The sequence below is a fragment of the Bradyrhizobium sp. B039 genome (genome assembly GCF_038965675.1).
GTDB lineage: Bacteria > Pseudomonadota > Alphaproteobacteria > Rhizobiales > Xanthobacteraceae > Bradyrhizobium > Bradyrhizobium diazoefficiens.
This window is the reverse complement of sequence record NZ_CP152416.1, coordinates 7,696,071-7,717,620: the sequence shown is the minus strand read 5'-3', so window position 1 is coordinate 7,717,620 and position 21,550 is coordinate 7,696,071. Positions and strand designations below refer to the sequence as shown.

Here is a 21,550-nt window from a genome sequence, read left to right as displayed (position 1 = left end):
GGAGGACGTTCATGCCGGCAAGATTCTGCCAACCAATCATGCCGTCCGCTGCCGGCGGCTAAAGGGCTGAAAACGGTTTGCGAGCAAGTTTTTTCCCGGGAAGGCAGAGGAGGAGATCCTCACATGGCAGGACCGGGTGTCATGGAGATCGTGCGCCGCCATCGCGCGCTGTAGCTTCGCAGTGCCGATAGACCGCGTCATTTCGGCTGATACAAGGAGGCTCTTTGCTGGCGCAAGCTGCAGATCAGGAGGAACACGAGGCTGCGGAGTCCGAGAGATAATCGATCTGCTGCTCGTCCGGCTTGATTCCGCCAGACGAAAGGACCCACAGCGCAGTCCAACTCCGCCTGCGGATACGGAAAAGATGTCGGTGCTCAAGAGTACATGCAGCAGGAAATGAGATAGAGGCCTGATCTTGCCCCGCCGATCCGGCCAATCGCTCTTCGTGTGATGCCTGTAGGCTCTACATAAAGTCATATTCCTCATCATACGGATCGTTCGCGGGCTTCGCTACACTCTCGGTATACTTGGCATTGCCGCTGTTGTCTTCAGTCGCGGCAAGATACAAAGGCGGCTTACCCGCCCGCTGCCAATTGCCGCCTTCGTTCTTCCATTTGTCATCGTGCTTGGTGGGATCTAGCACCATCATCGAGTCACTAACCTCAAGAAAGCCCAACGCTGCCGCGCGGGCTTTCGCTTCCGGATTGGAAGAGTGGGAGAGAACGAGCGGTTTGTTTCCGTCGATCTGGAGCTGATGTTCAAGCAAGATATCGCCCGCGTTCTCGACGAGCGGATGAGTAACCCGGAAAGCTATTGTTGAGGTGATTTCATCTCGTCCAGGAAATTGATGGCGCCAATCATTGTTGCCCTTGAACAGCTCACTCATGCGGCCTCCGGGTTCCGTTCTCAGAAGCCCGACGCTCTTGTTCCCAAGCTGATAGCTGAAAAAGCACGATTTCTCCGAAATAGACTTCGTGCCGAAGCGAAATGCAGTGTCCGCTGTGCGTGAGCCTTTTCGGAAACCCAGCGCGAGTATCGCTGCGGATTGGCAGCAATATCCTCTATGTCTCCTCCATAAAAATCTGCCAGCTTATTCTCAAACGAAGATTTTGAGATCTCAACCACCGGCCGCTCGTCAACCAGCGCGTATGGCGGGACTGCTGCCAAAGATGCATCAACGGAGCAGCTCGATGGCGCCAAACTCAGAGCAGAGAATACATCCAAGAATCTTGGGCTATCCGTGTGGGAGCCATCGTCCGAGCTCGTTCCCATTTCATCGAGCTCGGACGCACGTTCGCTGTTAGATAGAGCTTTAGTGTTTTGAAACATAACACGTCCTGTTATGTCGGCGAGGCCGCGCCGGAGTGGGGTTCCGCGCTCATAGTAAGCCTAGCTGTCGGCAAGCTGACAGCTAAGCATCACGCTTCGCTATTCCTGCCCGCTCTTGATCGCCTTATCTTGAACGAGCCAATGCTTTCCGGCTGCCCGCCTGAGGTGCTGCGCTGGCATCGCCGGCGTCCATCTTGCCTTGAAGGGCGAGGGACAGTCCGAAATTGTTGCGCAGCATCGGGTTTGCAGGTTCCGCCGCGAGAGCTTGGCGGTATAGCTCTTGGGCTTCCTGATGACGGCCCTCGTGATCGAGAACAACTGCTTTGGCATTTAATGCGCGCAGGTCGCCAGGGGTTGCCAATAACACGCCGTCGAGCACCTCAAGAGCATCATTCGGACAGTTGCGTGCCAGCAGGGCTCGCGCAAGAGGAATAGCCGCATCAATGTTGTTCGGCTGTTGCTTCAATGCGTCGCGCAGAGCCCCTTCATCAGCATCTCGGCCAAGCGCGTGCGAAATGCGCTCGCGCGCGGCGGGGTCGATCTCTTCGCTGTCTGCGAGGTCTGATGCGGACCTCTGCTGCGGTGAAAGGCCATGTTTGTCTGCGGTAGCGCAACCAGCGAGCAGCACAACAGTCAGCATCGCAAGCAGAGCCGGCCGCAGCCTTGGACTGGCGGAGCACAGATATCGGCGGAAGCTGGTGTCATTAGATTTCATCGGCTACTCACAAGGTAGTGCTGCGCACTCTTAGCTTGCAGCTGTTAGGAGCCCTCCTGAGGAAGGCGCCTTTGGAAGCTTGACGGATCCGATCGGCCGGACCGTGAAGTCCGCGGCGAGATCTTGATAGGACAGAACAGGCAAGTCGATTCCGTTGCGCGTGAGAAAACCGCGCACGAAACGCCGGATATCCATCGAACCGAGGACGACAGGCTGGCTCTTACTTTGCGCGATGGTCGCATGAATCTGACGAAATTGTGCAAGCAGCTTTTCGCTCTGCCATTCATCCAAGACGAGATATGGGCCTACGGCCGTTTCCCGTACTGCGCCGCGGATGATTTCCTCGCTCTCACGCTCGATGATAAAGGCGACCACGACGCGATGGGCATTAGCATACCGGAAGCAGATTTGGCGTTTTAAGGTAGCACGAACATACTCGGTGAGCAGGACGGCGTTTTGCTCGCGCTCGCTCCATTCTGCCAATGCCTCCAGAAGCAAGCGGGTATTGCGGATTGGAATGCCTTCATCGAGCAAGCGGCGCAGGACCTCGGCGATCCGAGGGACGGTGGCCGTACGCAGTACCTCCTTCACCAGATCAGGGTATTCCTGCTCCATCCGAGCGAGCAATTGGCGGGTTTCCTGAATACCGACCAGGCGCTGTGCAAAGCGCGTCAATGTGGAATGGAGACGTAAGGCAAGAACTTCGCTTAGCCGATGATATCCGATTCCGGCGGCCTTGAGAGCCGCTGCATGCCGTTCTTCGATCCAGACCCGATTCGTTTCAGGGTCTTGTTGAAAGGGGATGCCGCTCAATTCGATGTTCGCGACATCGTCGTTGAGTGCCAAGTGCCCGGGATTGATCACATCACGCTCAACTGGCACACTATCGACATCGACCCTGAACTGCGACGAGGACAAGCTGTCGCCAATCTGGGCAGGGATCCGCGGAATGGTGATGCCAAGGTCCGCCGACACGAGCCTTGAAACACGCGAAATGCTCTCTTCCAGCTCGTCTTTGTCGATCGAATCCGTCAGGTTTGGTGCAAGGAACAACGCGATCGGAAGCGCTTCCGCATGTGCGGCCTGCTTTTGGACCGCTGCAGGAACCGGCGCCGATGCCGCGGCGCTAGCTCCTATTTTGGCGGCAGGCTTGTCGTCTTTGGGGCCGACCTTGACGTAGCTTGCGGCAGCGAACAGGACGGCCAGCACGGCAAACGGGGGCAAAGGAAAGCCAGGAACGAGCCCCATGAATACCAAGACGCAAGCGGCTAGCCTAAGTGCCTCCGTACTTGCGGTAAGTTGGTGAACGATATCGGCGCCGAGTCTGAGTTTGGAGGGTCCGTTGACGCGCGTGACAATGGTCGCGGCGGTAATTGACAGCAGCAGCGCCGGAATCTGCGAAATGAGCGCATCACCAATCGTCAAAAGAGTATATTGATGCAGCGCTTCATCGAGCGACATGCCCTTGGAGAGCAGGCCGATGCTTATTCCGCCAAGCATATTGATGCAGATCACGATCAGCCCGGCGATCGCGTCTCCCTTAACGAACTTCATGGCACCATCCATAGCGCCATGAAGCTGACTCTCTTGTTCCAAGGCGGCACGTCGGCGGCGTGCTTCGTGTTGATCGATGTGGCTGTTGCGTAGCTCCGCATCGATCGCCATCTGCTTGCCTGGTAGCGCGTCAAGCGTGAAGCGCGCAGACACCTCTGCGACGCGTTCGGCACCCTTGGCAAGAACCATGAATTGGACCATGGTCACGATCAAGAATATGACAATTCCGACCGCAATATTCCCTGAAATGACGAAGTCGCCGAAGGTGTGAATGATGCTGCCCGCGTCGCCTTCGGCGAGGATCAGCCGTGTTGTTGCAATCGTCAGCGCCAGCCGAAATACGGTGGAGATCAGGATGACGCCCGGCAAGGACGAGAAATCAAGCGGTGTGCTGAGATAGAGGGCAACCATCAGCAGCAATATGGCAAAGCCAAGATTGAAGCCGATCAGCATGTCGATCACGATGATTGGGATTGGCATGATCATCATGCCGATCGCTAGAAGCAGCATCAAGGCAACCATGAAATCCGGGTGGGCCGGAGCGCGCACGACAAAGCCGCGCAAGGTGTTGGCCATGATAGATCCCTATTGCTTTCGGATGAGGGCTGTACTCGCGCGCAATGACACATAGGTCTGGAAGACCTCGCGAGCCTCGGCCATGCGGCCAGCGTGCCGTAGCGCGTGACTGCGCAACAGCGTCATCGGTATGCGAGAAGAGGGTTGCGTATCAAGTGCGTCCAGCCGGTCCAGCACATGGAGTGCTTCCTCGCCGAGGCCCTCGGCGATGAGCGTGTAGGCTAGAATGCGGAGTAGACCGACGTCGTTGGAATGCTCGCGAGCTGCAATTCGCAACAGAGCCAGGCTGTGTGCGCTCTGCCCGCACGCGAGATGGACATATGAGAGTGCGCAAAGCAGGTCGCGCTCTGGCCCGGAGATCGACGGAATATCGCCGGATTTTGAGACTCCTGGAGCCAGGGGAACGGCGACGCGATGCAATCCATCAGGATCGGCCATGGCTAACCCTTGATTAAGCTGTTTTGGTTTTGTCGGAGCATTAGTAACCGCTGCAGCTCCTGCTGCAGGATTGCCAAGCACTCTCGCGCCGTCTTGTCTTCCGGCGTCGCCTCCAATGTTCGCGTCAAGCGTTCCAGAAGAACACCATGCTTGTCAGCGCGCAGTACGTCGGGATGACGAAGGCGCGGAACTACGAAGGAGAGTAGTCCGCGGGACAGATTGGGACCATAAAGCGAAGCCAATCTCGCGCGTGCATCTACCTCATTCGCTCCTGCTTCGCTTTCGAATAAAGTGACGCGTGAGATGGCGCCGACGGAATCGACCCCGAGCGCCGCTTCGCTCGCGCCATCAATTGGCAGATCATACGAAGCCGCATCCTGCCACGACGCCCGCTTCGTGCCGCTATCCGCATGGGCGCCTCCGACTTCGAGCTTATCACCTCGCGAAGGAGGCGAGCCGATGACTGGTGCGTGCTGGCCCGCATCTAACCCCTGCGATGAGTTGCCGGGCCCTACGGAGTTCTGAGGCAGCCTAGCCATAGCCTTCTCCTTCTCTTTTGCAGGGTAGAGACCTTAATAGGGCAAAGCGGCAGATCGGCCGTTGCGGCTGAGCAGAACTCGTCCATCCTCGATTCGATCAACGGTCCATCCATTACTTAAGAGCGCGCCGACGAAATACTTCTGCCCGGCAATAAGCAGATAAGGTTCGCTTCCGCGCCAGACGGCTTGGACAGCAATCGAAGACGGCATCTTTTCCTCTTTCACCGCGACAGCGTTCACAAGGGTCGGGGTACCATTGCTTTGACGATCGAACCATTGCTGGATTTCTTTCCATTTTGCGACGAGGTCCGGCGCAATCGTCCCTTCCGCGGTCACGACGCCGGGCCCGTGCCCGATCTTGACGTCAGGAAGGCCCTCTCGTTCGATCTGTTGGCGCAGTGATGCGGCCATTTCATCAGCAGCTCTCGCGTCAAAATGATCGACGGTTGGTTTAGCGGCAATTTCGACCGCGTGCGATGATCCGGTGCTTGGCGCCACCGCCCTATCGCCGGGGGCAAAGATGATTGAGACGGTGCCGATCGCGACAGAGCTGAGCAAGATCAGGCTGAGTGCCACGATCGAGCGGCGAGATCGCTTGCTCGAAGCAATTGGTTGGAAATCCTCTGCCGACCAGCGGATGGACATCGCGCCGGCATGAATGATCGCGGGAAGCGGCACTCTGACGCGCTCACCTGTTGCAATGCTAGCGTGACGGTCAATGCTGATTCTGGCAGCGAGCGCTTCGAGCTCGATCGAATCGCGCTGCGGGATGACGCGAAGATGATGCGGTTCGAGCCCTTGTTCAACGAAGATCATGTCCGCATCGAGGCCGCTGCCCACAATGCTCTCGCCGCCCGCCGTCTTTCCTTTGAGCCCGGTATAGACCCCCGAAAGCACCTCGAACTCAAGCGAAACAGAGTCGTTCACGATAATCCCCCGAATAACGAGAGAAGCCGTACGGCGGTGCCGTACGGCTCATCCAGACTTCGTCATTCACAGCGCGGCGACGGTAGCAACTGCGGTGAGCCACCCGTCTTGCAGAATTACTGGACGCGCTCGTCGGCGACCTTCTTCTCGGACGAGAGTTCGGTCGTAATTCTGCGCATTGCCACGGCCTGGGCCTGAACCTTCTGGCTCACACGCTCGAATTCAGCCATCTGGTTCTGGAAGCCGCTATCGCCGGTCTGCTGGGCACCAGCAGCGCCGCCATTTCCGCCAACATTGTCAACCGCCATGTCTATTTGCCTTTCTTTTGGGATAACGCTGGTTCTGATTTGTTACGAGGTGCGGGCCGGCGAGACGATCGCAGGAATGGAAAGGAACATGGGCGTACCGCCGAGCGTGCTGAGCCCGAGGTTCAGCTCCGGGCTCTTGCAGGCAGTCTCGTGCTTGGATTGCACCTCGGTCTTTTCGCCGGCGTCTTTGTGGTCTTCGGCCTTATCATGGTGACCCTCGTCGGGCACCAAGGTGTGGACCACCTTGTCAAAGACCTTGTCCACGGTCCCGCCCAGTGCCGAACCAATTGCCGCTCCGGCCGGGCCGCCTAGGTAACCGCCGGCGGCGCTTCCAATCATTTCTCCGATCATTGCGTTCTCCTATGTTCGTCTTGTTGCGCAGACGACTGTTCGCCTAGCTTCAGCGGCCTCATGCTAGGGGCGCTAGCTTTCGAAAAGCTGACGAGCCTCACGTTGAGGCGAGTGATATTTTGCGGCAGGCTTGCATCTGCTCGCAATCATCGGATCGCCCTGTCGCTCCCAGCGGCGCCCTATAGCCGGCTTGGATGAAGGCGAGTTGAGCCGTGCTTAGCTGCGCGTTCAGGAATGATTTGACTTGGCGGAACCTTCGCAGGCGCGTGGCTTGCAGGGTGGAGCACGGAAGCGGGATAAGGTCATCGAGCCGTGCGGATCTCAGCCCTCGCTTGTCCCGTTTGGCTAAGATGGCGGCTTGCGAAAGCTCACCTTTCGCGAAGTCTTGATGTTTGGGAAAATGCAGCGAGAGTTCAAGCTGTTGATCGCTCCTCGCAGATGATGTGCAGTTCCGGCGGGAGCGCTGATTGCGGTGAGGATGAGATGATTGGCTGATAACCGGCAACGTCGTGTCATTTGCCTGAAGACATGGGAGCACCGCTGGTACCAGACGAATCTTGCCAGGAGGGAATATTAAATCTTGCGATACGTTCAGCGAAGGATGCGTTTCGGACATCCGATCGATGCCAAAGTGCGTGCGGCTTGGCTCGCTGATCATCGTCAGCTTTTCGACAGGTGTTCGGGCTACCGTATCTGTGAGTTGAATGCGCGTGATGTGCTCGTGCGGTTACGGTGATGGGGCGAGAGAGGATCTCCATAGGCTGCCGGTTCTGGCAAGGGAATTAGTCGTTCGTTCGGATGAGCTGATCAGGCGCTCTCATGCAGATCTGAAGCGGCGGATCTTGGGTGACTATGCGCGTAACGCTCACAGTTTTACAGATGTCGTCTATGCAACAGGAGTGAACTAAATGCAGTATCTTCCCGTGGCCGGCCTGCCAGTGGTGGGTGCGCCCGACTCGATGAACGGAGTGGCGCCGGAGGGCGCTGTTGTCACTCCCACCTTCAACGCCATGTTGGGGCAATATGCCCCGGCGAGCTACCAGTACTTGCCGGTAGCCTCACCAGCCCTCGTCGGTACGGCCGTTGGGAGTGTCGTTCCGGTCGTCGTGGCGCCAGCCGTCGTTACGACGCAGGCGTACATGATGGCGCCTCCTCCTTCCACCATGCTGATGAGCCAGCTGAATCAGAATGCCGAGCCTGCTGTGGATCCGGTGTGGACGCATGAGGTCAAGGATGGCAAGGCCACGATCAACCTTGGGGACAAGTATACGATTACGGCCAATGAGAAGGATGGCACGTGGACAGTCCGCAACAACCAGACCGGCCATGTCACGGTCATTCATGGCGACCCGCACGTTGATGCCGACGGAGACGGCAAGGATGACTTCGATTTCAAGAAGGATATGACGTTTCAGCTCGACGACGGCACGAAGATTACTGTGAATAATGTCGACTACGGCAATGGCCAGGCCATCTCTTCAAAGCTTACGATTACGAACGGCCACAACGCGATCGTTGTCGAGGGGCTCGGCGACGACAAGGATGGCAAAAACAATCTGAGGGTGTCGCAGTCCAACGCTGGGATGACCCTTGACGAGTTGACGTCTGATGGTGCCCAAACGATCCATGAGAGTGGACAGGGATGGGTCGATGGCGCCGGACGCGCCGTGAATCAGGCGAGTATCGACGACGGCGAGCAAGGGCGTGGGCCGGGCAACTACCGGTATGCAAGCGGAGCGCCCACCTCTACGGCGCCCGTCTTCTTCGTTCCTCCTCCGCCGCCGCCTCTTGCGATGGTGCCTGTTGCGGCTGCCCAGGTGCCCACGCAGTCTTCTCAGCCGGCGCCAGTGTGGTCACATGAGGTCAGGGACGGCAAGGCTGAGATCAAGCTTGGTGATAAGTATTCGATCTTGGTCGACGAAAATGACGGAACAGTGCTCATTCGTAACAGTCAAACAGGCAAGATCACCTCGATTAAAGGCGATCCCCACGTCGATGCCGACGGTGACGGCAAGGTCGACTTTGACTTCAAGAAGAACATGACTTTCCAGCTCGACGACGGCACGAAGATTACTGTCGACACCGTTGATATCGGCAAGGGCAAAACGATGGCCTCGAAGCTGACCATTACTAACGGCGACAATGCCATGGTCGTCGAAGGGCTTGGAGACCGCTTTGACGGTAAGAACAATCTCAAGGTGACGCAGTCGAATGCGGGCCGTACGCTTGATCAATTGACTTCGGACGGAGCCCAGACGATTTATGAACAACCAGGCTCGGGCTGGGTTGACCGGTCTGGACGCCAGGTGAACCAGGAAATCATCGACAGCAATGAGAATCCAGGCACAACGTCCGATGCTTGAGTTGGCCTGAGGTCTGGCTGGTACTGCGAAGCGGTTCCAGCTTATGGGATAAGTCACTGAAGTGGGCGCTAGCGCCCGCTTTTCGTGTTCAGTGAGGAGATGAAGATACTAGTACCCACTTTTCTTGGAACGTGAGTCGTGATTCAAGGTCGGGATGATACCCGAAGCAAGAGAAGTCCACCTTTCGAGGAAAGATCGCAAGGTGCTTGAGGCGTGCTGTCGCTCACCGGTGACGTTGCAGCGCGATTTGAAGCGGGCGCGGATAGTTCTGTTGGCGGCGGATGGGCGCAGCACCCGGTCGATCGCCAAGGAAGTTGGGGTCCAGCCGCGGATTGTCAGCCTTTGGCGGCATCGCTATGCCGACCATGGCCTTGAAGGGCTGCAAGACAAGCCGCGGCCTGGCAAGCAGCCGATCTATACGAAGACGACCGACAAGCGGATTCTGAAGCTGCTGGATAAGCCGCCACCGCAAGGGTTTGCGCGCTGGACCGGCCCCCTTCTGGCCGAGGCGCTGGGCGATGTCGATGTCCAATATGTCTGGCGGTTCCTGCGCAGCCACAAGATTGACCTGGTGGCTCGCAAGTCCTGGTGCGAGAGCAACGACCCGAACTTTACGGCCAAAGCCGCCGATGTTGTCGGCCTCTATGTCGCGCCGCCGGCGAAGGCCATTGTGCTGTGCGTGGACGAGAAGCCCTCGATCCAGGCTTTGGAGCGAGCGCAGGGTTATCTGAAGTTGCCCAATGGCCGCGCCTTGACCGGCCAAAGCCACGATTACAAGCGGCATGGCACCACAACATTGTTTGCGGCGCTCGAAGTCGCCACCGGAAAGATCATCGCGACCCATTCAAAACGCCGGCGCCGCGTCGAGTTTCTCGATTTCATGAACAGCGTCACCGCGACTTTTCCGAACCGCAAGCTTCACGTCATCCTCGACAACCTCAACACCCATAAAAAGAACGAGGACTGGCTCAAGGCCCACCCCAACGTGCAATTTCATTTCACGCCGACAAGTGCGTCATGGCTCAATCAGGTCGAAGTATGGTTTTCCATCTTGCAGGGGCAGTCGCTCAGCGGCACCTCCTTCACGAGCCTCAAGCAGCTTCAGGAACACATCGATGCCTACGTCAACGCATACAACGACAGAGCCGAGCCCTTCGTCTGGACCAAGAAAAAGGTCCGTCAACGCCGTTTCAAAGGCCGCCGTATCACTCAGCTCTGATTCCGGGTACTAGGTGCGGCGGCCTCGATGAGGATCTTAGCTCTTAGCGTGATAGGGGCAGTCTGAGCTTTGGCGCCAATTCGTAGCGACAAATACGCCATAACTCAGGATCAGGCAGCAGCAACATGCCTCGATGCTGAGGGGGAGCGGTCCCCGGAGTTCTGCAGATATGGGCGCAGCGAGCGCCAAGTCTGCCTATGTTCCGGAAAATCTCGGAGGATCTCTCTAGCGCACGATCTCGCGGGCGGCTGCAGAACCAATCGAGGATAATAGATGACGAAGTTCATCGGCGGGGAGCGCTCGGGCTCGCTTAGAACGTCTGGTGCCCTGGCTAAAGAGCGCTCCTGATGAACCCTCATCGAAGAATATGTGACACGGCGGCATGAGCAAGTCGCTGCGGCGTCTTCCGAAAGTTGCGAGGTCCTGCAGAACGGCCGCACCGCCTGCCTGGAGGATCACCTAAGACGGTCTAGCGGCTGCTGTTGCCAAGTCCGCCTGCTTCACCCGATCGTTTTCGGTTCGGCTTGCCGTCCGTCAGGTCCTCCCTGTGCGCGTCTGATAATCCGGCCTTCAGCCATCATCTAGCTCGCTCATAGCGTCATCCATGTCTGACTGGGTATCGCTTATGACCTGGGTAGCGACGGCAACCAGAGCTTTTTCGAAGGCCCGCTGCAACAATGCTGCGTGCGAGTTGTCGCCGCCGTTCGCGGCGTTATCGGTGTTTGTGCCAGCGTCTGGCGCCGTTGCTGCGATATCGGCTGCGCCTGTGTCCATGTCATAAAACTCAGATAGCGGCGGTGCCGCGAGATGACCTATTCCTTTCGTGCTAGCAGGGGCAGCTTGCAAGAAGCTGACGAAGAGTGAGGCCGGATTGATGCCGCGATTCGTGCCCCGAGTGATCTCAGGTGGTCCGGTGTTTGGAGGTTTGTGCGAAGAACTGTGCTGGTTCTAACAACCGGTATGTTGAAGGTATTTAGGGGGGCCGGTCATACCCAGACTATCCTGATCCGCAACGCGCTTACCTTCATCTCGACGACATGGATCGCCTCGCGGTCCTTTCTGGCGGAGCTTCAGAAGACCCAGGTTGGGGCGGTCCCGCCTGCAATGGCCGGGCATGCGAGGGGCCGGCGTGCGGCGGCTCATCCTGAAAAAGGGGCGGTGCGCGATGGTCCTGCATGCGATGTCCCCGCTTGAGGCTCACCGTGCCGTGGCTCGGCTTCCGATGGGCCGACATCCAGAGTCTGCCATATCACATCTTGATCGAAGCCGGGATGTTCCTCGATCGCCTGAGCTATGGCCTGCGGCGAGAGATGCTGCTGGCCGTTGTCCGGCTCTGGCGCAGCGACGGCCGCAGGCGCGGCATATAGATTATCCTGCCAACCCGAGTCTGGCCCAAGGGGATGCGCTAAATCTGGGTAAGGCGGATAGAGGTGTCCTGTCTCCAAGTATGGAGAGTAGGGATGGCCCGCGTCGAGATAGGGTGAATAAGCCTCGCCCTGCAGCACTGGATGGGCGACTCCCTGCGCCGAAGCGGGAGCCTCTGAACCGCTGAGCTGCCGCTCGAACTCGGTTGCATCTGTAGCCGTCCGTGCTGTGTCGGGCTCCGGGCTCGTATTCGCCGGGGCGACTGCATTGAAATCCACCCTGTTTCTCCTTCCAACTGATGACGCGCATTGAGCTATGCGAAGCCTCAGCTAGCTCGGAAGCGCGCGTGCGGAGGCCCACATTGATCTTTAATGCCTCGCACTGCGTGAAGGCAGCGCTACCCAATTTCCCTCGAGCATCCGGTCTCTTATCCATCTATCGGGCTGCCTCAAGCAGGGCAGCCGTCAAGACCTCGCAGGCTCATGCTGGGGGCTTTAGCTTTCGAAAAGCTGACGATCGGATGCGACTTCAGTCGGAGCGGTCTTGCATCTTCGACCATCACTTCTGGCCTGGACCGGCTTCGCGCACAGCGCCCCCATGAAGCGGCGTTTCGGGAGAAGCTTCCGGCCGCCCGTCCCGGAAGACCGTGCTCGAGGAGCCGCGAAACAACATCAAAACCGACTCGTGTTGTGACCTCTCGGCGGCGGGACTGCGCCGGGCCTGCGCTTCCGCCACAAGGCCCTTGAGGGTCTGGTCCACCAGCGCAACAAATCTGGGTGGGCCAGAAGCAAGGATGAGGCCCTCTCCCGGGGCAGGTTTCACGATATAGCGCTCATCCGAGATGTTGAGCGCGTCGAGCGCGGCCTTGAGCGCATCGAAGCTGATTGGGTTCAATACAATGAGCCGGCTTTGCGCCTCTTGGGCGGCGGAGATGTAAAGGACAAGTCCGTCATAGTACCACTGGAGATTGTACAAAGCAGTCAAACGGTCAAGGAATTCTCGTGGCGGCAGGTCCGGCATTCGTCCACGAATCCGGCCCCTGACGTCGGCGCTGACATTGACCCTGATATTGAGATTGTTTCCGAACTCCTGCAGCGCCGCAGCAAGATCCTGATCGAGAACGGTGTAGCTATAAGGGGCGGGCGGCAGCGAAAGGGATGCAGCAGACGTGCGCAAAATTCCGACACAGATGAGAACACCGGCACAAAAAATTCTTTTTAAGATATGTACCACCGTGGACCGCGCGAGCATTCCTTGACGCCTTCCGCTCATTATGAAGTTAGAGTTTCGCCGCAGCTTGGAAGCCAAACGTGATCATTAGATGACCAAGTCAACCTGATCTCCGTCAGGTTTTCGTCAGCTCGGCAGCCTATGAACTTGATCGGTTCATCGGCTAAAGCTTAGGTCATCAAACCAGCACAATGACACACTCCATGTTGTTAGGCGCAACGCCGATCCCTCCCAGTTCAGCCGGTTGTCTTTCCGGTGCCTGCTCTCCGGCAGCTGCTGGCGAGCAGGCGCGTTTCGAGCAGTCCCTGGCGCAAGTAGCTCCCAATCAGGGGTCTGCTTTCCCGACCGCGAATCCACCCGCAGCGACTCCTCCGATATTGGAGGTCCAGCGCACGAATGTGCTGGCAAGTCCGCCGGGCGACCGAATCCTCCAAACCCTTTCCGGCATCTACCAGGGTCGAGCCGTTTCTCCGGCGATTGCGCCGGCTGTCGTAAATGGGGTGCAGCCTGGGCCGGCTGCGCAGCCACTTTTGCCGGCGGATAACGCCGGAGCCAATGCGGCTGTTAAGCCGGTTGGAGCTGATTTCGAATCGATGATGACGAATCTGCGAGACGTCTACAAAGACGTTGTTCAGGTTTCCCTCGTCTCCAAGGGCACCAGCGCCGTCAGCTCGTCGCTAAACAAGCTGCTATCGGCCGGCTGAGTAAGCTGATGACTGGCGATATGAAGAGGGGGAGCTCCGGCGGCCGTCAATCGTGGCGACGGCTTCGCGTGTTTCTTGCTATGCCCCTTCTCCTCTCGCTGATCGGCTGTAAGACCGATCTCTACACCAAAATTCAGGAGCGCGAGGCTAATGAGATGCTCGCGCTTCTCCTTGGCAAGGGCGTTGATGCTGTCCGTGTTGTCGCCAAGGACGGAACCAGCACAATCCAGGTCGAGGAAAAGCAGCTCGCTTATTCGATTGACCTGCTCAATGTTGAGGGGCTGCCGCGCCAATCCTTCAAGAATCTCGGCGAGGTGTTCAAGGGATCGGGCCTCGTTGCCTCGCCGATCGAGGAGCGGGCACGATACGTTTATGCTCTAAGCGAAGAATTGTCGCGCACGATCAGCGATATAGATGGCGTCCTTTCAGCACGCGTTCACGTCGTTCTGCCGAAGAACGACTTGTTGCGGCAAGGTGCGACCCCATCCTCGGCATCGGTCTTCATTCGACATGGCTCCAGCGCGAGGCTTTCGGCACTATTGCCGCAGATCAAGATGCTCGTCGCAAACAGCATTGAAGGGCTGTCCTATGACAAGGTCGCCGTTGTCTTCGTGCCGGTCGAGCGCGCTCCAGTCGAGCAGTCTGCCGGTCCGGGAGTCCCTGTGGCTCAGTCAGCAAGAGCCGGCTCATCGCCGTTACTTGCGCTTGCTGTAGGAAGCGCCGGAGCGGTATTCGGCATCGTCGCTTGCGTATTGCTGGGCCCGCGCATGCGTCAGTTTGGAAAATCATCGCGTAAGCTGAGCGTGTTCGGTAGGGGCTCGCGCCTGTCTGCTGACCAAGCGGCGGGCAAGATGATTGCTGATGCGTCATAGTCTGGACGCTCATGCCGCCATCAATGTCAACCACAGCCACAAAAACCAATCGCTCGTTCACGCTCGCAGCCGATCGGCTGCGCGAGCTTGCTGCCTCGGCCGATCCCGGTCGTTTCGCCGGGCTTCTTGACCCGCTGCTTTCACCTTCCACTTTGGCTCGGCTACAGCAGAGTGCCAGGCTACAGCCAAGGCTCGCCGAACTGCTTTTGGGCAGCAAGGGGGAGGTGAGCTGCGGCGACTGGAGCGAAGATGCTCTCCTGGGGCATGATCCGCGGCGGGCTGCGCTGCTCGCGGGCGGCATTTGGCATGCACGCTCCATCCTCAAGCTGTTCTCCAGGCACGATCTGCCTGTGTTGGTGGAGTTGATCGGTGCCGAGGCGCATGCTTTCGCAGTCCGGCATTTATCCTGCGCCGTCGCAACGGCCCCGATCGCCGATCCAGAGCAATTGTCCCGACAGATCGAATATGACGGGCATGCTTGTCTCGGCGCTTGGCTCGAAGAGACTTCATCGCTTGCTCGTATCCGCGTGCTTCTACGCTTGCCCGCTGGGACGGCCGCCGAGAGCTCAACTGCCGAGCACCGTAGCGCAGCAGGCCCGCTGCTTTCCCTCGTCATGGCTCATTTGCGCACTGAGGATGCTGGGGCATGACGGCCGATGCCCTCGCACCACCCGCGGCCCCGAAGATTCGGGCTCTTGGACCGCTGATCCCAGCTGCGCAGCTTGAGATCTGGCACGATGCCATACAGGCGCTGGCCGCTGCCGAGCGGCATCTGCAGCGGGTTCGAGGGTGGGCACGCCTGGCTTATGAGCGGGAACGTGCGCAGGGCCGCGCCGAGGGTGCAAAGGCTGGCGCAGAGGAAATGGCCCGGCTGATTGCGCAGGCGACTTGTGAACTGGCCCAACGCAAGGCGGTTCTGGAGCGGGAATTGCCGCAACTGGTCTTTGAGATCGTTCGCGATCTGCTTGGCGCATTTGATTCGGGCAAGATGCTGGTCCAGTGCGTTCGTCATGCCATCGAGCAAAGATATAAAAACACGGAGGTCTGCCTTCACGTATCCCCACTGAAAGCCGACCTGCTAGCCAGTGAGTTCAAGGATTATGACGGACTTGAGGGCCGGCCGAAGCTCAGGATTGAGGCGGATCCGGCGCTGAGCGCGGACCAATGTGTTTTATGGAGCGAGTTCGGCAACGTCGATCTTGGGCTTGCCGCGCAGCTGCGCGCGCTGCGCCTCGGCTTTGGCTTGACGGAGGAAGCTGAATCGTGACCGTGCAACGACCGACCCATCATGCCGCGGCCGCAGAAGGAACCGTAAAGGCCGCACTCTCATCCTTAAGATCTTCCGCCAAGCACATCGATACACGCGCTGTCCGCGGCCGGATCACGCGGGCCGTGGGCACGCTGCTGCACGCCGTCTTGCCGGAGGCCAGGGTCGGAGAACTGTGCTTATTGCAGGATCCTCGCAGCGGATGGTCGCTCGAGGCCGAGGTAATCGGTCTGTTGCCGGATGGGGTGTTACTCACGCCCATCGGGGACATGGTGGGGCTGTCCAATCGCGCAGAGGTGGTGACGACCGGGCGAATGCAGGAAGTGGCTGCCGGCCCCGATTTGCTCGGCCGCGTGATCGACAGTTTTGGCCGGCCGCTCGACGGCAAGGGCCCTATAAAAGCCGGCGAAGCCAGACCGCTGCGCGGCAGGGCGCCTAATCCGATGAAACGGCGCGCGATTGAACAGCCGTTCCCGCTCGGCGTCCGTGTCCTGGATGGTCTTCTCACATGCGGAGAAGGTCAGCGGATCGGAATTTATGGTGATGCCGGTTGCGGCAAGTCGACGCTGATGTCGCAAATCGTAAGAGGCGCAGCGGCCGACGTCACTATCGTTGCGCTGATCGGCGAGCGCGGTCGAGAGGTGCGTGAATTCATCGAACGTCATCTTGGCGAAGCCCTTCACCGTTCCGTCGTTGTGGTGGAGACTTCCGACCGTTCGGCGATGGAGCGGGCCCAATGCGCCCACATGGCGACAGCGCTAGCCGAATATTTTCGTGATCAGGGCCTTCGCGTCGTTCTGATGATGGATTCTTTGACGCGCTTTAGCCGCGCCATGCGTGAAATCGGACTTGCCGCAGGAGAACCGCCGACCCGGCGCGGATTTCCGCCATCCGTTTTTGCACTGTTGCCGGGCTTGTTGGAGCGCGCCGGCATGGGCGAGCATGGCTCCATTACGGCCTTCTATACTGTGCTTGTCGAAGGTGACGGCACGGGTGATCCGATAGCGGAAGAATCACGCGGCATCCTCGATGGCCACATTATTCTCTCCCGCGCGTTGGCCTCCCGGGAGCATTTTCCGGCGATCGACGTGTTGTCGAGCCGCAGCCGCGTCATGGATGCGATCGTGTCCGTGCCGCATCGCAAGGCGGCATCCTTTTTCCGTGATCTGCTGTCACGGTACGCTGAGGCCGAGTTCCTGATCAAGGTCGGTGAATACAAACAAGGCTCTGATCCGCTGACCGATCGGGCGATCGCCTCGATCGAGCAACTGCGGGCCTTTCTGCGCCAGGGGCAGGGTGAGGCGTGCAGCTTTGAGGAGACGATCGCATGGATATCGCGTCTGACCGCCTAAGTCCCGTTCACGCCTCGAAGCTGCGGCTCGTAAAGGACATGCGGGAGCGAAGCGCCATTCGTGAATTGTCTAACATGGAAGCCAAGCGCCACCTTGCGATCCAAGCTGTCCAACGAGCTTTCGAGCATCTTACACATGCCGAAGAGCGCCGGGCAAAGCTCGAGGCAGAGCTCTATCGGGAGATGCTAGCAGCCGATGCGATGTCTGTTTGCGAGCTGCAGCGGCGCTATCATCTCATCATCGGCCGGCTCACAGACGAGATTGCAGCGGCGCAGCAGGTTCTTGAAAATGCCCGTGCTGCTCAGGCGCAAGCTGAGACTGCGGTTCTTGAGGCGAGGGCCGTTTGGGCCAGGCGTTCAGCGGCGAGCCAGAAATGGCGTGAGATTGATCAAGACGTTCGGCGCACCACGAGTGCTCATTTCGAAGCCGCCGCCGAAATCGAAGCTGATGATGAAGTCTTGCTCCGCTACCGGCGCGGCCCGTCAGGGCAGACGGGAGGTGAGCCAGCATGATTGCAGATCCTCTCACGCGCGAGCTCGGGGCCTGCGGCGCGGAAGCCGCACCGGCCTCGGACCGGCCGGCTGAGCGCGCAGCCTTCATGCCGTCGCTGATCCTGTCGCACGCAGTGGCCTCGTGGCTTAACGAGATCACAGCGTTGCGTGCGCCTCTACAAGGCCTCCTCGGCGAGAAGCCGCTATCTGTGCGCGTGAGCCGGACCGTCTGGCAGGCGGAGCCGGCTGCGGCACCGATGCTCGACTGCGTCTTCGAAGTAGAAGGTGAAACCTTGATCCTGTCCTTGCCGGGTAAGCTTGCGGAAGCGCTGGTTCGGACCGTGCAGAATGGGCTTACCTTACCTTCTGAGCCGGCGCGTTCGCTGGTCCTGGAACTTGCGCTTGAACCCTTGCTTGCTGCGCTGGAAAGAATGACGCAGCGGAATCTGCAGCTTGTTCGCACCGAGGAAGCGCGGAGTACGCAGCCTTATCTTGAATTTGACGTCGCCTATGGTGAGCTCGCCAGCAAGGCTCGGCTGCTTCTATTCTCTCCGTTCGACGGTCCGGTGCCTCCGGCTTTCACCGTCCTCGGCGAGCTGCTCGGCCGATTACCGCGACAGGCGGCCAGGCTGCTTTCCGAACTCCCGGTCATCGTTGCAGGCCATATCGGCTCGCTCCGCGTCGCGATCGGCGTTCTTCGCCAAGCAGAGCAAGGCGATGCGCTGCTCCCGGACACAATTCCACTCGCGCGAGGCCAAATTGTTCTCGTTGCAGACCGATTGTGGGCCCCTGCAGAGATTGGCGGCGACAGGCTGGTGCTGCGAGGACCATTCCGCTTGCGATCCCACCCTCTAAAAAGTGAAGATGTGATGCCCCAAAACCAGATGCAACAGCAGCCCCCGTCAGAGGCGGATATCGACAGCATCGAGATCACACTCGTATTCGAATGTGGCCGCTGGCCGATGCCGTTGGGAACCTTGCGAACCATCAACGAAGGCCACGTGTTCGAACTTGGCCGGCATCTTGACGGGCCGGTCGATATCGTTGCGAACGGCCAACGTATCGGCCGAGGCGACATCGTGCGGATCGGCGAGGAGCTCGCCGTCAGGTTACGCGGCAGGTTGGCGCTTAATGACTGAAATTCAACCCAGCATCCTGGCGCTTCTTGCAATAACGGTCGGCCTTGGTCTCCTGGCCTTTGCTGTCGTCACAACTACAGCCTTTATCAAGGTCTCGGTTGTTCTCTTCCTCGTGCGCAATGCGCTAGGAACTCAATCGATACCGCCGAACATCGTCCTTTACGGAGCGGCACTCATCCTGACCGTCTTCATCAGCGCTCCAGTCTTCGAGCAGACCTATAACCGCCTTACCGATCCGCAACTTCGCTACCAGAGTTTCGATGACTGGGTGATGGCCGCCAAGGAGGGACAGGAGCCGCTGCGTGTTCATCTGAAGAAATTCACCAATGAAGAGCAGCGCCGCTTCTTCCTGTCATCCACCGAACATGTCTGGTCGGAGGAGATGCGCGGCAGCGTAACGGCAGATGATTTCTCAATTCTTGTGCCGTCGTTCTTGATTTCCGAACTCAAGCGGGGCTTCGAAATCGGTTTTCTTCTCTATCTTCCCTTCATCACGATCGATCTGATTGTCACCACGATTTTGATGGCCATGGGTATGTCGATGGTATCCCCCACAGTGATATCTGTCCCCTTCAAGCTCTTTCTGTTCGTCACTATCGACGGCTGGTCACGTCTCATGCACGGGCTAGTACTAAGCTACACCACGCCAGGAGGTTGACCATGAACGAAGCCAGCATCCTTACGCACCTCAGTCAATCGCTCGTGCTCTTCATGATCTGGGTTCTGCCGCCGTTGCTCGCAGCTCTGATCTCCGGACTGATCATTGGCCTTATCCAGGCGGCAACTCAGCTCCAGGACCAAACCCTGCCACTGACGGTCAAGCTTCTGGTTGTCGTCGCCGTGCTCGCCGGTTTTTCCCCGGTTCTCAGCGCCCCGCTGATCGACCAGGCCGAGCGCATCTTCAGCGAGTTTCCGGCACTCACCGCAAGATACTAGCAGAGCTTGGATGGCTGGCCTGTCACCCGCAGAGGCGCAAGTTCTCGTTCAGGGCTCGATCGAATTCGTCGCCGCAACCGGCCTGAGTGCGGCCCGCGCCCTAGGCATCATGCTGGTGCTTCCTGTCTTCACCCGGCCGCGTATCAGCGGCCTCATTCGGGGAAGCCTGACGATTGCGATTGGCCTGCCTTGCCTTGCTCAGATCAAGCTCGGTCTGCAGGCCTTGGACCCGAACACGCGCTTGGTTAGCGTTACCATGCTTGGCGTGAAGGAGGTGTTCGTCGGTCTGATGCTCGGCATCCTGCTCAGTATTCCACTATGGAGCATACAGGCAGTCGGCGACATCATCGATACCCAACGAGGAATTTCAAGCCAAGTTGCGGGGGAGGATCCCGCGACGCACAGCCAAGCGACTGGAACCGGGCTCTTTCTCGGTGTTACGGCGGTTACGATCTTCGTTCTGGTCGGCGGGCTGCAGACCATGGTGAGCGGCCTTTATGGCAGCTACCTAGTGTGGCCTGTCTATCAGTTTTTGCCTGCCTTGACAGTGCAAGGGGCAATGGAGTGTCTTGCCCTTCTCGATCGTATCATGATGACGACCTTGTTGGTCGCCGGGCCGGTTCTGGCCCTGCTGTTGCTGGTGGATATCTCGGTCATGATGCTCGGCCGTTTTGCATCTCAGCTCAAGATGAACGATCTCTCTCCGATGATCAAGAATGTTGCATTCGGGGTCATTATGGTCAGCTACACCGTCTATCTGCTCGAATATGCCGGTTCTGAAATCCTGACCTCGAACGACATGCTCGATCATCTGAGGAAGCTGTTGAAATGAGCTCTACGAGTGAGGAGAAAAAGCTTCCTCCGACGCCCAAGAAGCTGCGCGATGCGCGCAAGAAGGGGCAGAGCGCGCGCAGCTCCGATCTAGTGAGCGGCGTCAGCGCCTGTGCCGGTTTCGGCTGTCTGTGGTGGCGAGCGGGTGCCATTGAGGACAAGTGGCAGGAGACGGTCCGGCTGGTCGATAAACTGCAGGAGCAGCCGTTCACAAGCGCGGTGCCACAAGCGCTCAGCGGCTTGCTAGAACTTTCGATTGCCACTGTCGCTCCGTTGCTCGCCGCTGCCGTGACAGCAGCTCTTCTGGCCAATGTCCTGGCCAATGGCGGCTTTATGTTTGCTTCGGAGCCGCTCAAGCCGAAGCTCGAGAAACTCGATCCCATCAAAGGCTTGAAGCGTATCGTCTCGAAACGTTCGGCCATCGAGCTTGGCAAGACCCTGGCTAAAGTGGTTTTGCTTGGTGCGATCTTCTTTTTAACCGTGACCGCGAGCTGGAAAGCGCTGGTGTACCTGCCAGTCTGCGGCATGGGCTGTTTTGGTTTCGTCTTCACCGAGGTTAAACTGCTGATTGGCATTGCCGCTGGAGCTTTTCTGGTCGGCGGATTGGCTGACCTTCTAATCCAGCGTTGGTTGTTTATGCAGGACATGCGCATGACGGAAACGGAGGCCAAGCGGGAGAACAAGGAACAGCAAGGCAATCCGCAGGTGAAGCGCGAGCACCGGCGGCTGCGGCAAGAGTCGGCAAACGAGGCTCCACTCGGCATCAGCCGGGCCACGTTGATATTGCGGGGACCGGCAACGTTGATTGGTCTGCGCTATGTTCGCGGCGAGACCGGTGTGCCGGTGTTGGTCTGCCGTGGCGAGGGTGAAGCTGCTTCACAGCTGCTTGGTGAGGCGCGCGCGCTTCGCCTCAACATTGTGGAGGACAATGTTCTGGCGCGTCAGCTGCTCGGCAAGGCAAGGCTCGGCAACCCGGTGCCTTCGCAGTATTTCGAGTCAGTCGCAAAAGCGCTCTATGCGGCGGGGCTAGTCTAGGGTCCAGAC

The 21,550-nt window shown here is 58.7% G+C and carries 25 protein-coding genes; 14 read left to right on the top strand and 11 right to left on the bottom strand.

Features of this window, described 5'->3' with window-relative positions:
- Nucleotides 1-463: 463 nt before the first annotated feature.
- The 9 genes from AAFG50_RS36470 to AAFG50_RS36430 form a co-directional block, all read right to left on the bottom strand.
- Nucleotides 464-886, bottom strand: a complete 423-nt coding sequence (locus tag AAFG50_RS36470; protein ID WP_011084606.1) for a hypothetical protein — start codon at nt 884-886, stop codon at nt 464-466.
- A gap of 567 nt (nt 887-1,453) precedes the next feature.
- Nucleotides 1,454-2,044: a tetratricopeptide repeat protein gene (locus tag AAFG50_RS36465; RefSeq protein WP_011084608.1), complete on the bottom strand. Its 591-nt coding sequence runs from the start codon at nt 2,042-2,044 to the stop codon at nt 1,454-1,456.
- Between the two features lie 30 nt (nt 2,045-2,074).
- Nucleotides 2,075-4,174 (bottom strand): type III secretion system export apparatus subunit SctV, encoded by a 2,100-nt coding sequence (gene sctV, locus AAFG50_RS36460; protein ID WP_011084609.1) that lies wholly within the window; start codon nt 4,172-4,174, stop codon nt 2,075-2,077.
- 9 nt (nt 4,175-4,183) lie between these two features.
- Nucleotides 4,184-4,612 (bottom strand): hypothetical protein, encoded by a 429-nt coding sequence (locus AAFG50_RS36455; RefSeq protein WP_011084610.1) that lies wholly within the window; start codon nt 4,610-4,612, stop codon nt 4,184-4,186.
- Nucleotides 4,613-4,614: 2 nt separating this feature from the next.
- Nucleotides 4,615-5,151 (bottom strand): hypothetical protein, encoded by a 537-nt coding sequence (locus tag AAFG50_RS36450; RefSeq protein ID WP_011084611.1) that lies wholly within the window; start codon nt 5,149-5,151, stop codon nt 4,615-4,617.
- 33 nt (nt 5,152-5,184) lie between these two features.
- Entirely contained in the window at nt 5,185-6,078 is an 894-nt protein-coding gene (locus AAFG50_RS36445; protein WP_011084612.1) for a hypothetical protein, read from the bottom strand.
- Between the two features lie 116 nt (nt 6,079-6,194).
- Nucleotides 6,195-6,386 carry a hypothetical protein gene (locus AAFG50_RS36440; protein WP_014497948.1) on the bottom strand — a complete coding sequence of 64 codons (192 nt, stop codon included), beginning with the start codon at nt 6,384-6,386 and terminating at the stop codon, nt 6,195-6,197.
- Nucleotides 6,387-6,428: 42 nt separating this feature from the next.
- Nucleotides 6,429-6,737: a hypothetical protein gene (locus AAFG50_RS36435; RefSeq protein WP_011084613.1), complete on the bottom strand. Its 309-nt coding sequence runs from the start codon at nt 6,735-6,737 to the stop codon at nt 6,429-6,431.
- 97 nt (nt 6,738-6,834) lie between these two features.
- Nucleotides 6,835-7,395 carry a hypothetical protein gene (locus tag AAFG50_RS36430; RefSeq protein ID WP_014497947.1) on the bottom strand — a complete coding sequence of 187 codons (561 nt, stop codon included), beginning with the start codon at nt 7,393-7,395 and terminating at the stop codon, nt 6,835-6,837.
- Between the two features lie 250 nt (nt 7,396-7,645).
- Here AAFG50_RS36430 and AAFG50_RS36425 point away from each other — a divergent pair, with 250 nt between their 5' ends.
- Both AAFG50_RS36425 and AAFG50_RS36420 read left to right on the top strand, forming a co-directional pair.
- Nucleotides 7,646-9,100 (top strand): DUF1521 domain-containing protein, encoded by a 1,455-nt coding sequence (locus tag AAFG50_RS36425; protein ID WP_018647482.1) that lies wholly within the window; start codon nt 7,646-7,648, stop codon nt 9,098-9,100.
- A gap of 154 nt (nt 9,101-9,254) precedes the next feature.
- Entirely contained in the window at nt 9,255-10,319 is a 1,065-nt protein-coding gene (locus tag AAFG50_RS36420; protein WP_011084514.1) for an IS630-like element ISRj1 family transposase, read from the top strand.
- 570 nt (nt 10,320-10,889) lie between these two features.
- Here the strand turns inward: AAFG50_RS36420 and AAFG50_RS36415 are convergent.
- On the bottom strand, nt 10,890-11,093 hold the full coding sequence (locus AAFG50_RS36415) for a hypothetical protein (RefSeq protein ID WP_011084616.1): 204 nt from the start codon (nt 11,091-11,093) through the stop codon (nt 10,890-10,892).
- Between the two features lie 416 nt (nt 11,094-11,509).
- Here AAFG50_RS36415 and AAFG50_RS36410 point away from each other — a divergent pair, with 416 nt between their 5' ends.
- On the top strand, nt 11,510-11,686 hold the full coding sequence (locus AAFG50_RS36410) for a hypothetical protein (RefSeq protein ID WP_161966260.1): 177 nt from the start codon (nt 11,510-11,512) through the stop codon (nt 11,684-11,686).
- A gap of 556 nt (nt 11,687-12,242) precedes the next feature.
- Here the strand turns inward: AAFG50_RS36410 and AAFG50_RS36405 are convergent.
- The gene (locus AAFG50_RS36405; RefSeq protein WP_020608155.1) at nt 12,243-12,935 is read right to left on the bottom strand and encodes a secretin N-terminal domain-containing protein; all 693 of its coding nucleotides are present in this window, start codon (nt 12,933-12,935) and stop codon (nt 12,243-12,245) included.
- Nucleotides 12,936-13,117: 182 nt separating this feature from the next.
- On the opposite strand from AAFG50_RS36405, the gene AAFG50_RS36400 reads away from it, so the two are divergent.
- Genes AAFG50_RS36400 through AAFG50_RS36350 form a run of 11 tightly spaced genes read left to right on the top strand, consistent with a single transcriptional unit; the run spans nt 13,118 to nt 21,541 of the window.
- Entirely contained in the window at nt 13,118-13,618 is a 501-nt protein-coding gene (locus AAFG50_RS36400; protein ID WP_026312858.1) for a nodulation protein NolB, read from the top strand.
- Nucleotides 13,619-13,626: 8 nt separating this feature from the next.
- Entirely contained in the window at nt 13,627-14,490 is an 864-nt protein-coding gene (gene sctJ, locus AAFG50_RS36395; protein ID WP_011084621.1) for a type III secretion inner membrane ring lipoprotein SctJ, read from the top strand.
- Nucleotides 14,491-14,513: 23 nt separating this feature from the next.
- Nucleotides 14,514-15,140 carry a nodulation protein NolU gene (locus AAFG50_RS36390; RefSeq protein WP_223153748.1) on the top strand — a complete coding sequence of 209 codons (627 nt, stop codon included), beginning with the start codon at nt 14,514-14,516 and terminating at the stop codon, nt 15,138-15,140.
- Nucleotides 15,137-15,757, top strand: a complete 621-nt coding sequence (sctL, locus tag AAFG50_RS36385) for a type III secretion system stator protein SctL (protein WP_011084623.1) — start codon at nt 15,137-15,139, stop codon at nt 15,755-15,757. The genes AAFG50_RS36390 and sctL overlap by 4 nt, the downstream gene beginning before the upstream one ends.
- On the top strand, nt 15,754-17,109 hold the full coding sequence (gene sctN, locus AAFG50_RS36380) for a type III secretion system ATPase SctN (RefSeq protein ID WP_011084624.1): 1,356 nt from the start codon (nt 15,754-15,756) through the stop codon (nt 17,107-17,109). Before sctL ends, sctN begins: the two co-directional genes overlap by 4 nt.
- On the top strand, nt 17,085-17,621 hold the full coding sequence (locus AAFG50_RS36375; protein ID WP_011084625.1) for a hypothetical protein: 537 nt from the start codon (nt 17,085-17,087) through the stop codon (nt 17,619-17,621). The genes sctN and AAFG50_RS36375 overlap by 25 nt, the downstream gene beginning before the upstream one ends.
- Nucleotides 17,618-18,739 (top strand): type III secretion system cytoplasmic ring protein SctQ, encoded by a 1,122-nt coding sequence (gene sctQ / locus AAFG50_RS36370; RefSeq protein WP_011084626.1) that lies wholly within the window; start codon nt 17,618-17,620, stop codon nt 18,737-18,739. Before AAFG50_RS36375 ends, sctQ begins: the two co-directional genes overlap by 4 nt.
- Nucleotides 18,732-19,397, top strand: coding sequence for a type III secretion system export apparatus subunit SctR (gene sctR, locus AAFG50_RS36365; protein WP_011084627.1), 666 nt, complete (start codon nt 18,732-18,734; stop codon nt 19,395-19,397). Before sctQ ends, sctR begins: the two co-directional genes overlap by 8 nt.
- A 2-nt stretch (nt 19,398-19,399) precedes the next feature.
- Nucleotides 19,400-19,675 carry a flagellar biosynthetic protein FliQ gene (locus tag AAFG50_RS36360; RefSeq protein ID WP_011084628.1) on the top strand — a complete coding sequence of 92 codons (276 nt, stop codon included), beginning with the start codon at nt 19,400-19,402 and terminating at the stop codon, nt 19,673-19,675.
- Nucleotides 19,676-19,685: 10 nt separating this feature from the next.
- Complete coding sequence (sctT, locus tag AAFG50_RS36355; RefSeq protein WP_011084629.1) at nt 19,686-20,507, top strand: type III secretion system export apparatus subunit SctT; 822 nt, start codon at nt 19,686-19,688, stop codon at nt 20,505-20,507.
- A complete protein-coding gene (locus AAFG50_RS36350) occupies nt 20,504-21,541 on the top strand; it encodes an EscU/YscU/HrcU family type III secretion system export apparatus switch protein (RefSeq protein ID WP_011084630.1) in 1,038 nt (345 codons plus the stop codon). Before sctT ends, AAFG50_RS36350 begins: the two co-directional genes overlap by 4 nt.
- The last annotated feature ends 9 nt before the right edge of the window (nt 21,542-21,550 follow it).

What these genes read in the sequence shown, in the direction of transcription:
- AAFG50_RS36360 (WP_011084628.1), top strand. Translation starts at nt 19,400, where the DNA reads ATGAACGAAGCCAGCATCCTTACGCACCTCAGTCAATCGCTCGTGCTC.
- AAFG50_RS36470 (WP_011084606.1), bottom strand. Translation starts at nt 886, where the DNA reads ATGAGTGAGCTGTTCAAGGGCAACAATGATTGGCGCCATCAATTTCCT.
- AAFG50_RS36390 (WP_223153748.1), top strand. Translation starts at nt 14,514, where the DNA reads ATGTCAACCACAGCCACAAAAACCAATCGCTCGTTCACGCTCGCAGCC.
- AAFG50_RS36430 (WP_014497947.1), bottom strand. Translation starts at nt 7,395, where the DNA reads ATGATCAGCGAGCCAAGCCGCACGCACTTTGGCATCGATCGGATGTCC.
- AAFG50_RS36440 (WP_014497948.1), bottom strand. Translation starts at nt 6,386, where the DNA reads ATGGCGGTTGACAATGTTGGCGGAAATGGCGGCGCTGCTGGTGCCCAG.
- sctQ (WP_011084626.1), top strand. Translation starts at nt 17,618, where the DNA reads ATGATTGCAGATCCTCTCACGCGCGAGCTCGGGGCCTGCGGCGCGGAA.
- sctV (WP_011084609.1), bottom strand. Translation starts at nt 4,174, where the DNA reads ATGGCCAACACCTTGCGCGGCTTTGTCGTGCGCGCTCCGGCCCACCCG.
- AAFG50_RS36420 (WP_011084514.1), top strand. Translation starts at nt 9,255, where the DNA reads ATGATACCCGAAGCAAGAGAAGTCCACCTTTCGAGGAAAGATCGCAAG.
- sctL (WP_011084623.1), top strand. Translation starts at nt 15,137, where the DNA reads ATGACGGCCGATGCCCTCGCACCACCCGCGGCCCCGAAGATTCGGGCT.
- sctJ (WP_011084621.1), top strand. Translation starts at nt 13,627, where the DNA reads ATGACTGGCGATATGAAGAGGGGGAGCTCCGGCGGCCGTCAATCGTGG.
- AAFG50_RS36375 (WP_011084625.1), top strand. Translation starts at nt 17,085, where the DNA reads ATGGATATCGCGTCTGACCGCCTAAGTCCCGTTCACGCCTCGAAGCTG.
- AAFG50_RS36455 (WP_011084610.1), bottom strand. Translation starts at nt 4,612, where the DNA reads ATGGCCGATCCTGATGGATTGCATCGCGTCGCCGTTCCCCTGGCTCCA.
- AAFG50_RS36435 (WP_011084613.1), bottom strand. Translation starts at nt 6,737, where the DNA reads ATGATCGGAGAAATGATTGGAAGCGCCGCCGGCGGTTACCTAGGCGGC.
- sctT (WP_011084629.1), top strand. Translation starts at nt 19,686, where the DNA reads ATGGCTGGCCTGTCACCCGCAGAGGCGCAAGTTCTCGTTCAGGGCTCG.
- sctR (WP_011084627.1), top strand. Translation starts at nt 18,732, where the DNA reads ATGACTGAAATTCAACCCAGCATCCTGGCGCTTCTTGCAATAACGGTC.
- AAFG50_RS36450 (WP_011084611.1), bottom strand. Translation starts at nt 5,151, where the DNA reads ATGGCTAGGCTGCCTCAGAACTCCGTAGGGCCCGGCAACTCATCGCAG.
- AAFG50_RS36465 (WP_011084608.1), bottom strand. Translation starts at nt 2,044, where the DNA reads ATGAAATCTAATGACACCAGCTTCCGCCGATATCTGTGCTCCGCCAGT.
- AAFG50_RS36400 (WP_026312858.1), top strand. Translation starts at nt 13,118, where the DNA reads ATGTTGTTAGGCGCAACGCCGATCCCTCCCAGTTCAGCCGGTTGTCTT.
- AAFG50_RS36405 (WP_020608155.1), bottom strand. Translation starts at nt 12,935, where the DNA reads ATGCTCGCGCGGTCCACGGTGGTACATATCTTAAAAAGAATTTTTTGT.
- AAFG50_RS36415 (WP_011084616.1), bottom strand. Translation starts at nt 11,093, where the DNA reads ATGGACACAGGCGCAGCCGATATCGCAGCAACGGCGCCAGACGCTGGC.
- AAFG50_RS36425 (WP_018647482.1), top strand. Translation starts at nt 7,646, where the DNA reads ATGCAGTATCTTCCCGTGGCCGGCCTGCCAGTGGTGGGTGCGCCCGAC.
- AAFG50_RS36350 (WP_011084630.1), top strand. Translation starts at nt 20,504, where the DNA reads ATGAGCTCTACGAGTGAGGAGAAAAAGCTTCCTCCGACGCCCAAGAAG.